Origin of the sequence: Azospirillum thermophilum, from assembly GCF_003130795.1 — a bacterium.
Lineage (GTDB): Bacteria > Pseudomonadota > Alphaproteobacteria > Azospirillales > Azospirillaceae > Azospirillum > Azospirillum thermophilum.
Genome location: NZ_CP029353.1, coordinates 567,410 through 579,254, shown reverse-complemented (window position 1 = coordinate 579,254; position 11,845 = coordinate 567,410). Strand labels below are relative to the sequence as shown.

The 11,845-nt window shown below is 71.4% G+C and carries 13 protein-coding genes and 1 pseudogene; 5 read left to right on the top strand and 9 right to left on the bottom strand.

Annotated elements, in window-relative coordinates; translation table 11 throughout:
• Nucleotides 1–23 precede the first annotated feature (23 nt).
• Complete coding sequence (gene cobT, locus DEW08_RS08845) at nt 24–1,052, bottom strand: nicotinate-nucleotide--dimethylbenzimidazole phosphoribosyltransferase (protein WP_109326317.1); 1,029 nt, start codon at nt 1,050–1,052, stop codon at nt 24–26.
• A 150-nt stretch (nt 1,053–1,202) separates the two neighbouring features.
• Entirely contained in the window at nt 1,203–1,910 is a 708-nt protein-coding gene (locus DEW08_RS33420) for a HigA family addiction module antitoxin (RefSeq protein WP_342760760.1), read from the bottom strand.
• 437 nt (nt 1,911–2,347) lie between these two features.
• Here DEW08_RS33420 and cobS point away from each other — a divergent pair, with 437 nt between their 5' ends.
• From cobS to DEW08_RS08820, 3 genes are read left to right on the top strand one after another with little or no spacing between them, the layout of a single operon-like run.
• Complete coding sequence (gene cobS / locus DEW08_RS08830; RefSeq protein WP_109326315.1) at nt 2,348–3,088, top strand: adenosylcobinamide-GDP ribazoletransferase; 741 nt, start codon at nt 2,348–2,350, stop codon at nt 3,086–3,088.
• Between the two features lie 40 nt (nt 3,089–3,128).
• Complete coding sequence (locus DEW08_RS08825) at nt 3,129–3,761, top strand: histidine phosphatase family protein (protein WP_109326311.1); 633 nt, start codon at nt 3,129–3,131, stop codon at nt 3,759–3,761.
• 36 nt (nt 3,762–3,797) lie between these two features.
• The gene (locus DEW08_RS08820; protein WP_109326310.1) at nt 3,798–4,307 is read left to right on the top strand and encodes a pyridoxamine 5'-phosphate oxidase family protein; all 510 of its coding nucleotides are present in this window, start codon (nt 3,798–3,800) and stop codon (nt 4,305–4,307) included.
• 2 nt (nt 4,308–4,309) lie between these two features.
• Here the strand turns inward: DEW08_RS08820 and DEW08_RS08815 are convergent, their stop codons facing one another.
• The 5 genes and pseudogenes from DEW08_RS08815 to DEW08_RS08795 all read right to left on the bottom strand — a co-directional run bounded on the left by DEW08_RS08815 (nt 4,310) and on the right by DEW08_RS08795 (nt 8,671).
• Nucleotides 4,310–5,521: a beta-ketoacyl-[acyl-carrier-protein] synthase family protein gene (locus DEW08_RS08815; protein WP_109326309.1), complete on the bottom strand. Its 1,212-nt coding sequence runs from the start codon at nt 5,519–5,521 to the stop codon at nt 4,310–4,312.
• Between the two features lies 1 nt (nt 5,522).
• Complete coding sequence (locus DEW08_RS08810) at nt 5,523–5,831, bottom strand: phosphopantetheine-binding protein (protein WP_109326308.1); 309 nt, start codon at nt 5,829–5,831, stop codon at nt 5,523–5,525.
• Nucleotides 5,828–6,955, bottom strand: a complete 1,128-nt coding sequence (locus DEW08_RS08805) for a UDP-3-O-(3-hydroxymyristoyl)glucosamine N-acyltransferase (RefSeq protein ID WP_109326305.1) — start codon at nt 6,953–6,955, stop codon at nt 5,828–5,830. Before DEW08_RS08805 ends, DEW08_RS08810 begins: the two co-directional genes overlap by 4 nt.
• Nucleotides 6,956–7,066: 111 nt before the next feature.
• Nucleotides 7,067–7,912, bottom strand: a complete 846-nt coding sequence (locus DEW08_RS08800; RefSeq protein WP_109326284.1) for an ABC transporter permease — start codon at nt 7,910–7,912, stop codon at nt 7,067–7,069.
• Nucleotides 7,899–8,671, bottom strand: a pseudogene (locus DEW08_RS08795) (ABC transporter ATP-binding protein). The gene DEW08_RS08800 and the pseudogene DEW08_RS08795 overlap by 14 nt, the downstream one beginning before the upstream one ends.
• 92 nt (nt 8,672–8,763) lie before the next feature.
• Between DEW08_RS08795 and DEW08_RS08790 the strand changes: the two are divergent.
• Nucleotides 8,764–10,119, top strand: a complete 1,356-nt coding sequence (locus DEW08_RS08790) for an ActS/PrrB/RegB family redox-sensitive histidine kinase (RefSeq protein ID WP_109326283.1) — start codon at nt 8,764–8,766, stop codon at nt 10,117–10,119.
• Nucleotides 10,107–10,703, top strand: a complete 597-nt coding sequence (locus DEW08_RS08785; RefSeq protein ID WP_281262052.1) for an ActR/PrrA/RegA family redox response regulator transcription factor — start codon at nt 10,107–10,109, stop codon at nt 10,701–10,703. The genes DEW08_RS08790 and DEW08_RS08785 overlap by 13 nt, the downstream gene beginning before the upstream one ends.
• A 97-nt stretch (nt 10,704–10,800) precedes the next feature.
• Here the strand turns inward: DEW08_RS08785 and DEW08_RS08780 are convergent, their stop codons facing one another.
• Together DEW08_RS08780 and DEW08_RS08775 are read right to left on the bottom strand one after the other, a co-directional pair.
• Complete coding sequence (locus tag DEW08_RS08780) at nt 10,801–11,004, bottom strand: YgaP family membrane protein (protein WP_109326282.1); 204 nt, start codon at nt 11,002–11,004, stop codon at nt 10,801–10,803.
• A 109-nt stretch (nt 11,005–11,113) separates the two neighbouring features.
• The gene (locus DEW08_RS08775) at nt 11,114–11,785 is read right to left on the bottom strand and encodes a Crp/Fnr family transcriptional regulator (RefSeq protein WP_109326281.1); all 672 of its coding nucleotides are present in this window, start codon (nt 11,783–11,785) and stop codon (nt 11,114–11,116) included.
• Nucleotides 11,786–11,845 lie beyond the last annotated feature (60 nt).

Genomic DNA, 11,845 nt, shown 5'->3' with positions numbered 1-11,845 from the left:
CGGCGAGACCGGGCCGGGGCCGGTCAGCCCTCGCGGTCGCTCACCCCGGCCTGGGCGAAGGTGGCCATGCCGGCGTGGCAGGCGACCGCCGACTTGACGATGTTGATCGCCAGCGTGGCGCCGGAGCCCTCGCCCAGCCGCAGGCCGAGGTCGAGCAGCGGCTCCTTGCCGATCTCCGCCATCAGGCGGGTGTGGCCGGGCTCGACCGAGCGGTGGGACACCATGCAGTGGTCGAGCGCCCGGCGGTCGGCCTTGTGCAGCACGGCGGCGGCGGCGGTACAGGCATAGCCGTCCAGCAGGACCGGGACGCGGGCCATGCGCGCCGCCAGGACGGCGCCGGCGATGGCCGCCAGCTCATAGCCGCCGAAGCAGCGCAGCGCCTCGAACGGATCGTCCTTGGCCTGCGGATTGGCCTTCAGCCCGGCCTCGACCACCGCGACCTTGCGGGCCAGCCCCGCGTCGTCGATGCCGGTGCCGCGGCCGACCCAGTCGCGCGCGTCGCCGCCGTAGAGCGCCGCGCAGATCGCCGCGCCGGCGGTGGAATTGCCGATTCCCATCTCGCCGAGCGCCAGGAGCTGGACGCCCATCTCCACCGCCATCATGCCGTAGGCCATGGCGCGGCAGCACTCCTCCTCGCCCATGGCCGGGCCCTGGGTGAAGTCGGCGGTGGGATTGTCGAGGTCCAGTTCATAGACCCGCAGATCGGCGTCCGCCACCTCGCAGAGCTGGTTCACCGCGGCGCCGCCGTTCTGGAAGTTGGCGACCATCTGGACGGTGACGCTGGCCGGGAAGGCCGACACGCCGTGGGCGGCGATGCCGTGGTTGCCGGCGAAGACGGCGACGCGCGGCCGGCGCACGTCCGGCGGGTGCTGCCCCTGCCAGGTCGACACCCACTGCGCGATCTCCTCCAGCCGGCCGAGCGACCCCGCCGGCTTGGTGAGCTGCCGTTCGCGCTGCAGGGCGGCCGTGCCGGCATCCATGTCCGGACCCGGCAGGTTGCGCACGAGCGCACGGATTTCCTCGAAGGTGACGGCGGGCTGGGGGTTGCTCATGATTGGGAAGTCCCGGCTGAAGTCCTGGTTGACCGGTCGGACGCCGCCGCCCGGTCGGTTTGGCGAAATGCGGCGCGACCTTGCACCCAACAGCCGGGCAAGTCAAAGCGCGTCGTGGTCGGCGCGAGGTCCGGTGGAACGGGAGATGGCTCAGGCCGCCCGCGGCGCGATGGCGCCGATGTCCGTCGCCGCCTGCGCCGCCATCGCCAGATCATAGAGGGACTGCAGGTTCATCCAGAATTCCGGCCCGGTCCCGAAATAGCGGCCGAGCCGAAGCGCGGTATCCGCCGTCACCGGCCCCTCGCAGCGCGACAGGCGTTCGATCCGGGTACGAGGCACATGGCAGTCCCGCGCCACGGCATAGGCGGTCAGGTTCAGCGGAACCAGGAACTCCTCCCGCAGGATTTCACCGGGATGGACCGGCGGATTGGGACCGATCATGACGAGGCCTTTCAATGAGGCCCGGGCCTTTCCATGAGGCCCGGGCATTGCTGTCCGGGACGAAGAGACTGCCGGCCGCGGCGGCGGGTGTCGAACACCCCGGTCACGCCATCCCCGAAGCCGCATCCGCGATCCCTCAATGATAGTCGACGATTTCGACCTCGTGGGCCGCACCGTCGCGCCAGACGAAACAGATGCGCCATTGGTCGTTGTCCGGATCGAATGCTGCCCGAGACGATCGCCCTTCAGCGCTTCCAGCCGGTTCCCCGGCGGCTGCCGGAGCGCGGTCAGTTCGACGGCGGCGGCGATCATCGCCAGTTTGCGCTGTGCCGGCCTGACCAGATCGGCGGGAAACCCCTTGACCCCCGCTCCGTTCCAGATGGCCTCGACCAGCTTCCCCTTGATGCTCGCGATCACGACGAACCCACCAATGCGTTAAAGCGCAACGTATCGTCTGACGATACGAATTTCAAGGCACTCCGCACGAGGCGTGACGGCGTGAGGCGGCTCCGCTTCGGCCGTTCTTGTTCCGTTTCGCCGGACCCGCTATACTCCCACCATCACCGGCCGCCCTGTGCCCTGCGCCGTCGTGCAGCCCCCGCACAACGACCGTATGCGTATGGATGACGGCAAGCTCTTGCCGGAAAAGGAAGAAGCCGGCCTGCGACGCATTGTGCGCCGGAAACGCGCTGCACAATATGCCCGATCCGGCCCGCCCCATCCGGTCCGCCGCGGGCCTCCTGCAGGAACCCGTTGCGCCGGCCGCCGCCAAGGCGTAGGTCGGACGTCATGACCGCAGACTCCTCCCCCACGCCGGACGCCGCCTCCGGCACCCCGGCGACCGCCGCCCCAGCGTGGCGCAGGACGCGGCGCTGGCGCTGGTGTTCCTGACCCGCATCCCGCTGCCGCTGCGCGGGCCGCTGGCGGACGGGGCGGCGGCGCGGGCGATCGCGTGGTTCCCGGCGGTCGGGGCGCTGGTCGGGCTGGCCGGCGGGGCGGCCTATGCGCTGGCCGGGCTGCTGTCCCTGCCGCCGCCGGTCGCCGCGCTGCTGGCGCTGGCGGCCATGGTCTGGCTGACCGGCGGCCTGCACGAGGACGGGGCGGCCGATGTCGCCGACGGCTTCGGCGGCGGGCGCAGCACGGCGCGCAAGCTGGAGATCATGCGCGACAGCCGGGTCGGCAGCTATGGCGTGCTGGCGCTGCTGCTGTCGCTGTCGCTCCGCGCCGCCGCCATCGCGGCGCTGGCCGAGCCGGGGGCGGTCGCCGCCGCCCTGATCGCCGCCGGGGCGCTGTCGCGGGCCGGGCTGGCGCCGATGGCGCGGCTGATGCCGCCCGCCCGCCGCGACGGGCTGGGCGCCGCCCAGGGCCGGCCGCCGGTGCGGACGGTGGCCCTGGCGCTTCTGCTCGGCCTTCTCCCGGCGGTGGGGGCGGCGGGCTGGGCCGGGTTGGCGGCGGCGGTCGCGGCCGGGACGGCGGCGCTGCTGGTCGGCCGCTCGGCGATCCGGCAGATCGGCGGTCAGACCGGCGACGTCTACGGCGCCGCCCAGCAGCTTGGCGAGGTCGCCGTGCTGCTGACCCTGGTGGCTCTCAGATGACGGCACGGGCGGTGCCTGTCGGGGCGACGAGGGGCCGGCGATGAGCACCGTCACGCGCTGGTGGCTGATCCGCCATGCGCCGGTGCCGAACCCCGGCGGGCTGATCTATGGCCGCAGCGACCCCTCGGCCGACACCGGCGACCTCGCCACGGCGCGGGCGCTGGCGCGGATCCTGCCCGACGCGGCGGTCTGGGTGGCGACCCCTCTCCGCCGCACCCGCCAGACGGCCGAGGCGCTGCGCCCCGGAGTCGCCCCGCTGGTCGAGCCCGGCCTCGCCGAGCAGGATTTCGGCGTGTGGGAGGGGCTGTCGCACGACAGCGTGGCGGTCTGGCATCCCGAAGGGGCGAAGCGCTTCTGGTCCTCGCCGGCGACCGAGGCGCCGCCGCGCGGCGAGAGCTTCGCCGCGGTGATGGAGCGGGTGGCCGCCGCGCTGACCCGCCTGACCGGCGGACATCCCGGCGCCGACCTCGTGGCGGTGATGCATGGCGGATCGATCCGGGCGGCGCTGGCCCTGGCGCTCGACCTGACACCGGACGCCGCGCTGCGGCTGCGCATCGACCCCTGGTCGCTGACGCGGATCGACTTTTTCCCGGCGGACGGGCAGGCCGCGGGGGCCTGGGCCGTCGGGGGAGTGAACCTGCTGGCCGGAACCTTTGCACCGGGTGGGCGTTGAGCGGAAACGGTTGGGCTACCGAACGAGAGGCAGACCATGATCCGAACGCCGAATGACCGCGACGCGGCCGAGAAGCTGTGGGGACTGATCAAAGGGATCCGCGTCGCCATGATGACGACGCTGGACGACAACGGGCTTCTGAACTCCCGGCCCATGGCGACCCTGCCGCATGCCGGGTTCGAGGACGGCACCCTGTGGTTCTTCACCCAGATCGACTCGCCGAAGGTGCATGAGCTGGCGACCCACAAGCGCGTCAACCTCGCCTACGCCGACCCGGGCAACGAGAACTACGTCTCCATCTCCGGCATCGGCGAGACGGTGCGCGATCCGGACAAGATCCGCTTCCTGTGGCGGGACATCCTCAGCACCTGGTTCCCCAAGGGGCCGGACGATCCGGAGATCGCCCTCCTGAAGATCACCGTCGACCATGCCGAGTACTGGGACAGCCCGTCGAGCGCGATGGTCTACGCCTACGGCTATGTGAAGGCCAAGCTGACCGGCGAGGCTCCCGACCCCGGCGAGAACGTCAAGATCGCCTTCCAGTAAGCTCACACCCTCCTGAAGGCCAGGACGGCGTTGAGCCCTCCGAAGGCGAAGGAGTTCGACAGGGCGGCGCGCAGGGCGGGAGCCGGGCGCGCCTCTCCCGGAACGATATCCAGGCCGCAGGCGGGATCGGGCTCCACCACCCCGACCGTCGGGGGCACCGTCCGCCGGTGCAGGGCCAGCACGGTCGCCGCCGCCTCCAGCGCACCCGCCGCCCCCAGGGCATGGCCGGTCATCGACTTGGTCGCCGACACCGTCAGGTGGCGGGCATGGTCGCGGAACACCGCATGGATGGCCCGCGCCTCCGTGGCGTCGTTGGCCGCGGTCCCGGTGCCGTGGGCATTGACGTAGCCGACCGATTCGGCGTCCAGCCCGGCGTCGGTCAGCGCCCCCCGCATGGCGCGGGCGGCGCCCTCCATGTCCGGGCAGGTGATGTCCCGGGCGTCGGCGCTCATGCCGGCCCCGGCGACCTCCGCCAGGATCGCCGCCCCGCGCGCCTCGGCCCGCTCCAGCGTCTCCAGCACCAGCACGGCCGCCCCCTCGCCCAGCACCATGCCGTTGCGGGTGCGGCAGAAGGGCCGGCAGCCGTCCGGGCTGACGATGCGCATGGCCTCCCAGCCCTTCAGCGCGCCGACGGTCAGGCCGGCCTCCGCCCCGCCGGTGACCGCCACCTCGGCCGCCCCGCCGCGGACCATCTGGAAGGCCAGCGCGATGGCGTGCGCGGCCGAGGCGCAGGCGCTGGCGGCGGTGAAGGCCGGGCCGGTCAGCCCGAACTCCATGGAGACGTGGGAGACCGGGGCGCTGACCATCAGCCGCGGGATGGTGAAGGGATGCAGCCGCGCCGCACCCTCCCCGTAGAGCTTCCGGTAGCTGTCGTCGAGCGTGCCGATGCCGCCGACCCCGGTCCCGAGGATGGTGGCGGTGCGGCTGCCCAGCGCCTCGTCGAAGGCGAGGCCGCTCGCCGCCACCGCCTCGCGGGCGGCGACCACGGCGAACTGGCTGACCCGGTCGAGCAGGCCGAGGCGCCGCTCGTCGAAATGGCGGGCCGGGACGAAGCCCCTGGCCTCGCCGGCCAGGCGGATCGCCAGCCGGTCGGTCGGCACCAGGCCCAGCGGGCCGATGCCGCAGCGCCCGGCGAACAGCCCCTCCTCGAAGGACGGACGGTCGAGCCCGATGGGGGAGACGACGCCGAGCCCGGTGACGACGACGCGGCGCATGTCAGGCGGCGGGATTGGTGGCGGGGTTCGCAGCCGACTTGGAGGCCACCGCCGCGCGGACCGCGGCCAGCACGTCGCCGACGGTCGTGAACTCCTGCCGGGCGTCGTTGGCGTTGAAGGGGATCTCGATGTCGAAGCGGTCCTCAAGGGCGAAGACCACCTCGATCACGTCGAGCGAGGCGATGCCGAGGTCGGCCAGAGCCGCCTCGGGCACCAGCAGGTCCCGCGCCACCCGGCCCTTGTCGGACAGGATGGCGAGGATGTCGGCGTCGATGTCGGAGGGGGTATGCGCTGCTGCGGCGTCGGTCATTCCGTGCTCTCCGGCGGGGCTCCGCCGGAGATGGTACCCTTGCCGTCCAGTGCGCGGACCCTGCTCTTCAGGTCTGCCACGTCCGCGAACAGCCGCTTCAGCCGGGCGAGGCCCTTGTACTGCTCGAAGGCGCGGGCGCGCGGCACGGCGGGGTACCCCATCCAGACCGATTTCGGCGGGATGTCCATGCCGACGCCGGAGTTGGCGGCGACCACCGCGTCGCTGCCGATCTTCACATGGTCGGCGACGCCGACCTTGCCGGCCAGCACCACCCGGTCGCCGATGACCGTGCTGCCGGCGATGCCGACATGGCCGCACAGCATGCAGTTGGTGCCGACCTGGACGTTGTGGCCGATCTGGACGAGGTTGTCGATCTTGGTGCCGCTGCCGATGCGGGTGGCGGTGACCGTCCCGCGGTCGATGGTGGCGCCGGCCCCGATCTCCACGTCGTCGCCCAGCACGACGGTGCCGATGGAGTTGACGCGGCGGATCAGGACGTTGGTCCCGACCACCCGGCCGGTCGCCTTGGCGGACTCGACGCTGCCCGGCTCCGGGGTCACGAAGCTGAAGCCGTCGTTGCCGACGGCGGCGTTGGGATGGATGATGCAGCGCGCGCCCATCACCACCCGCTCGCCGATCCGGGCGCCGGGGTGCAGCAGGCAGCCTTCGCCGATCACCGCCCCGGCACCGACCGTGACGTGCGGCAGGATAATGGCGTTGTCGCCGATCACCGCCTGCGGCCCGACATAGGCGAAGGGCGCGATGGAGACGTTGGCCCCGACCCGGGCGGTGGGATCGACGAAGGCCTGCGGATGGACGCCAGGCTCGGCATGGACCGGCCGCTCGAACAGGTCGAGCAGCCCGGCCATGGCATAGCGGGGCCGCTTCACCACGATGATGCCCCGGATGGCGCCCCGGATCCCCTCCGGCAGCTCGGCCCCTTCGGAGACGACGGCGGCGACGGCCTTGCAGCCCGGCAGCAGGGCCAGCAGATCCTTGTCCATGGCCAGCGCCAGATCCTCCGGCCCTTCCGCTTCGGAGGGATGGGCGGCGCGGCGGATCTCGATGGAGGCATCCCCCTCGACCTGGGCGTCGAGGGCGGCGGCGATCTCGGACAGCTTCATGGGGAGACACCCGGATGGAAGGCTTCAACGCAGGGCCGGGACCCTAGCACGCCGGACATCGGGGTGGCGAGGGGGGTGGCGAGCCGGGCGAGAGATGGCCCCCGGCAACGCTCACTCCCCCGTCTGCAGCAGGGCGCCGCGGACGCGGGCCTGCCGGAAGGCATAGAGGAAGATGCCGACCGCCACGGCCATGTAGACGACGTTCAGCCCCACCGCCCAGGCCAGATGGTCCCAGCGCATCGCCCCGCCGAACAGGACGGCGCGCATGCCCTCGAAGACGTGGGAGGAGGGCAGGATCCAGGCGACCTGCTGCAGCCAGCCGGGCAGGACCGAAACCGGGTAGTAGACGGCGCTGACCGGAGCCAGCATGAAGACGACGATCCAGGCCAGCCCCTCCGCCCCCATGCCGTAGCGCAGGATCAGCGCGATGATCACCAGCGCCAGCGACCAGCCCAGCAGGATCAGGTTGGCGAAGAACAGCCCCAGCGGCAGGCCGAGGTCGAAGACCGAATAGCCGAAGAAGGGGATCGCCAGCAGCGCCGCCGGCACCACGCCCAGCACGGTGCGGATCAGGCTCATCGCCATCATGGAGACCAGCCATTCCCCCGGCCGCAGCGGGCTGACGAACAGGTGGCCCAGGTTGCGCGACCACATCTCCTCCAGGAAGGAGATGGAGACGCCGAGCTGGCCGCGGAACAGCACGTCCCACAGCAGGACCGCGCTGACCAGCACCCCCGCCCCCTGCGCCACCCAGGCGCTGGAGGAGGCCATGAACTGGTTGATGTAGCCCCACAGCACCATCTGCATGGTCGGCCAGTAGGCCAACTCCAGGATGCGCGGCCAGGACCCGCGCAGCAGATACCAGTAGCGCAGGACCATCGCCCCGACCCGCCGGGCCGAGAAGCCGGCGGCCGGCCGGGCAAAGGCGTGGGGGGCCAGCGCGTCATTCGGCGGCATCGGCGACCTCCCCCTTGCCGGTGAAGCGGGCGATGTCCAGGAAGACCTCCTCCAGCGTGCCGCGGCCGTAGCGGGCGAGCAGGGCCGGCGGCGCGCCCCGGTCGACGATCCGCCCCTGGCGCATCATCAGCACGCTGTCGCACAGCCGCTCCACCTCCAGCATGTTATGGGAGGCGAGCAGGATCGTGGCCCCCGTCTCCGCGCGGTAGCGCTCCAGGTAGGTGCGGATCCAGTCCGCGGTATCGGGGTCCAGCGAGGCCGTCGGCTCGTCGAGCAGCAACACCTCCGGCCGGTTGAGCAGGGATTTGGCGAGTGCCACCCGCGTTTTCTGGCCGGCGGACAGCCCGCCGGAGGGCCGATTCAGGAATCGCGTCAGGTCAAGCTGCTCAGCCAACTCTTCGACGCGCTTTTTGACGCAGGTCAAACCGTAGAGGTGCCCGTAGACGGTAAGATTTTCCCGCACCGTCAAACGATGGGCAGCTCGACATAGGGGGAGGAGAAGTTCATGCGGGGGAGCACGGCATGCCGATGGCGCGCCATGTCGACGCCGAGCACCTCCACCGTGCCGGCCGTGGGCAGCAGCAGCCCCAGCAGCATGGAGATGGTCGTGGTCTTTCCGGCCCCGTTCCCGCCGAGCAACCCCGTCACGCTTCCCCGCTCCACGGTGAAGGAGATGGCGTCGACGGCCGTGACCTCGCCGGTCCGGCCGGTCCCGAAGCGCTTCGTGAGGCGATCGGCCCTGATAGCATGCTGAGTCATAGTCGGAGAATATGGCCGGTCCCGCCGCAAGCGCCAGCCCGGTCGGAACGCAAAGCCGCCTTGCAGGCGGATGGGAAGGGGACGCGCGTGCCATGACGATCGCCGCTGCCGCCGAAATCTTCCGGCACAACCTCCTGCCCTCCGCAGGCGGAGGCTCGATGCCCGCGCGCTGGACCAACCTCGACGGGCGCATCACGCTGCGCACGCTTATCGTGATCCGCTGGATCGCCATCGTCGGCCAGTTCGCCACCGTCGCCTTCGTTCATTTCATGCTGCTGTTCCCGCTGCCGATCGGGCCGGTGCTGTCGGCGATCGGCGCATCCGTGCTGCTGAACCTGGTGGCGATGGCGCAGCATGGCGGCCGGATGCGGCTGGCCGACCGCGACGCGGCGCTCTACCTCGGCTACGACATGCTGCAGCTCACGCTGCTGCTGTACCTGACCGGCGGCCTGAGCAACCCCTTCGCCATCCTGCTGCTGGCCCCGATGACGGTCGGGGCGGCCATCCTGTCGCGCTACAGCGTGGTGCTGCTGACCGGGCTGAACCTGATCTGCCTGACCATCCTGGCGCTGTGGCACTTCCCCCTGCCCTGGCAGGAGCCGGTGCCGGCCATGGCCCCGCTCTACGCCTTCGGGGTGTGGCTGTCGCTGTCCGTCTCGGCCACCTTCATCGCCGTCTACGTCTTCCGCGTCGCCGACGAGGCGCGGCGCTTCGCCGACGCGCTGGCCGCCACCCAGGTGGCGCTCGCCCGCGAGCAGCGGCTGTCGTCGCTGGGCGCTCTGGCCGCGGCGGCTGCGCACGAGCTGGGCTCCCCGCTCGGCACCATCGCGGTGGTCGCCAAGGAGCTGGGGCGCGAGCTAGGCCCCGACAGCCCGCATGCCGAGGATGTCGGGCTGCTGCAGAGCCAGGTGATGCGCTGCCGGGAGATCCTGGCGGAGCTGGCCCGCAAGCCGGAGGCGGACGGCGGCGACCCGTTCGAGCGGCTGCCCGTCACCGCGCTGATCGAGACGGCCGCGGCACCGCACCGGCTCGGCCACATCTCCTTCGTCCTGGAGCGCCACGGCAAGGGCGACATCCCCGAACCGGTGGTCCGCCGCGCGCCGGAGATCATCCACGGGCTCGGCAACTTCATCCAGAACGCCCACCAGTTCGCGAACCGGCAGGTCACCGTCGCCGTGGCCTGGGACGAGCGCGCCACCACCATCACGGTGATGGACGACGGCCCCGGCTATGCCCCGCACCTGCTGGGCCGCATCGGCGAACCCTACCTGTCCTCCCGGGCCGACCGGACGGGGCACATGGGGCTCGGCATCTTCATCGCACAGACCTTGCTAGAGAAAACAGGTGCCAGCGTAACGTACAGCAATAATCGTGGCGGCGGTGCCCGAGTTGTCGTACGCTGGCTTTCCGTCAACGACCAAGTAGAGGACGAGCTGTGGACACGCTAAAGACCACGGACGAGATCCCGACGGGAGACGCCGTCAAGCTGACCTTTTCAGGTGACGTGACCCGCAGTCTTCTGGTTGTGGACGACGATGCCCCGTTCCGGATCCGTCTGGCCCGGGCCATGGAAAAGCGCGGATTCAACGTGGTGGCCGTGGACAGCGTCCAGCTCGGGATCGAGGTGGCGCAGGAATCGGCCCCCGCCTTCGCGGTGGTGGACCTGCGGCTGGCCGACGGCAGCGGGCTCGACGTGGTGAAGTCGCTGCGCGACGCCCGGCCGGACGCGCGGATCGTCATGCTGACCGGCTACGGCAACATCGCCACCGCGGTCGCCGCGGTGAAGGCGGGAGCGGTGGATTACCTGCCCAAGCCGGCCGACGCCGACGCGGTGGAAGCCGCCCTGCTGGCCGATGGGCGCCCCCTGCCCCAGCCGCCCGACAACCCGATGTCGGCCGACCGCGTCCGCTGGGAGCACATCCAGCGCGTGTTCGAGCAGTGCGACCGCAACGTCTCCGAAACGGCCCGCCGGCTGAAGATGCACCGCCGCACGCTGCAGCGCATCCTGAACAAGCACGCGCCGCGCGGCTGACGCGCGGCGACTTTCCGAAAAAAATGGCGGGGCGGCTTTTTCTTTCAGCCGCCCCGCCTTTTCTTTGCCTGCTCTTGCCGCCGGCGAATCCCGCAGGTCAGACCGTGCGGCCGTCGGTGCGGCAGGTCCGGATCCCCAGAAGCGTGTAGGCCGGGCAGGAGCCGATCACCGCCGTCAGCAGCGGGACGAGGCCGACGAGGCCCCAGAGGGTCTGCGGACCGACGAAGATCAGGGAGATCAGGACCAGGCCGACGATGGCGCGCAGCGCACGGTCGACGGGCCCGAGATTCTGGCAGAACATGGCGTTGCCTCCGGATTGGGGTATGGACGACGATGGCCGGCAGTCTGCCCGCTCCGCCCGTCGCGTCGGTGACGGAATCACACTGCGCGGGCGAAAGCGGAAGCGCCCGTCAGTCCCCCTCGGCCAGCGCCAGCAGCGCCGCCGGGTCCGGCACGCCGACACGCCCGCGCGACAGTTCGACCAGCCCCCGCCGCTCGAACTCCTTCAACTGGCGGCTGACCACCTCGCGGGCGGTGCCGAGTTCGACCGCCAGCGCCTGATGGGTGATGTCCAGCCCGCCCGCCGCGTCGCGGTGGTCGGCGAGGAAGCGGGCCAGCCGCAGGTCGATGCGGCCGAAGGCGACCTCCTCCACCAGCATCATCATGCCGGTCAGCCGGGTGCCGAAGGAGGCGAAGACGAAGTTGCGGAAGACCGCCGAGCAGGCGAGCAGCCCGTGGAAGGGGGCCGCCGCCAGCGTCATGGCGTCGATGTCGCTCTCCGCCATCGCCTCCGCGCCATAGTCGGTGCTGGACAGCAGGCAGGCGGTGGTGACGATGCAGGTCTCCCCCCGGCCGACACGGTAGAGCACGATCTCCCGCCCGGTCTCCGACGTCATCTGCACGCGGACCGACCCGCCCAGCACCATCAGGAAGGTGTGGCACTGGTCGCCGGGGCGGAACAGCACCGTGCCGCGCGGCACCGCCACCCGCGCGCCGGCCGAGGCGACCAGGGCGCGCGCATCGGCCTCCAGGCGCGACAGGGCCGGAAAGGCGTCGGTCCAGGCGGTGTCCGGCAGCGTCATATGACCCTTCTCCCTTCGAGTGTAGCCATTATCGAACGGTGGCGGCCCCAGGTCCATAGT

Excerpts from the sequence above, each read along its gene's own strand:
- DEW08_RS08810 (WP_109326308.1), bottom strand. The coding sequence starts at position 5,831 with ATGACCGACGCCGCAGCAGCGCATACCCCCTCCGACATCGACGCCGAC.
- DEW08_RS08815 (WP_109326309.1), bottom strand. The coding sequence starts at position 5,521 with ATGCGCCGCGTCGTCGTCACCGGGCTCGGCGTCGTCTCCCCCATCGGG.
- DEW08_RS08820 (WP_109326310.1), top strand. The coding sequence starts at position 3,798 with ATGATCCGAACGCCGAATGACCGCGACGCGGCCGAGAAGCTGTGGGGA.
- DEW08_RS08805 (WP_109326305.1), bottom strand. The coding sequence starts at position 6,955 with ATGAAGCTGTCCGAGATCGCCGCCGCCCTCGACGCCCAGGTCGAGGGG.
- DEW08_RS08780 (WP_109326282.1), bottom strand. The coding sequence starts at position 11,004 with ATGTTCTGCCAGAATCTCGGGCCCGTCGACCGTGCGCTGCGCGCCATC.
- DEW08_RS08825 (WP_109326311.1), top strand. The coding sequence starts at position 3,129 with ATGAGCACCGTCACGCGCTGGTGGCTGATCCGCCATGCGCCGGTGCCG.
- DEW08_RS08775 (WP_109326281.1), bottom strand. The coding sequence starts at position 11,785 with ATGACGCTGCCGGACACCGCCTGGACCGACGCCTTTCCGGCCCTGTCG.
- DEW08_RS08790 (WP_109326283.1), top strand. The coding sequence starts at position 8,764 with ATGACGATCGCCGCTGCCGCCGAAATCTTCCGGCACAACCTCCTGCCC.
- DEW08_RS08800 (WP_109326284.1), bottom strand. The coding sequence starts at position 7,912 with ATGCCGCCGAATGACGCGCTGGCCCCCCACGCCTTTGCCCGGCCGGCC.
- cobT (WP_109326317.1), bottom strand. The coding sequence starts at position 1,052 with ATGAGCAACCCCCAGCCCGCCGTCACCTTCGAGGAAATCCGTGCGCTC.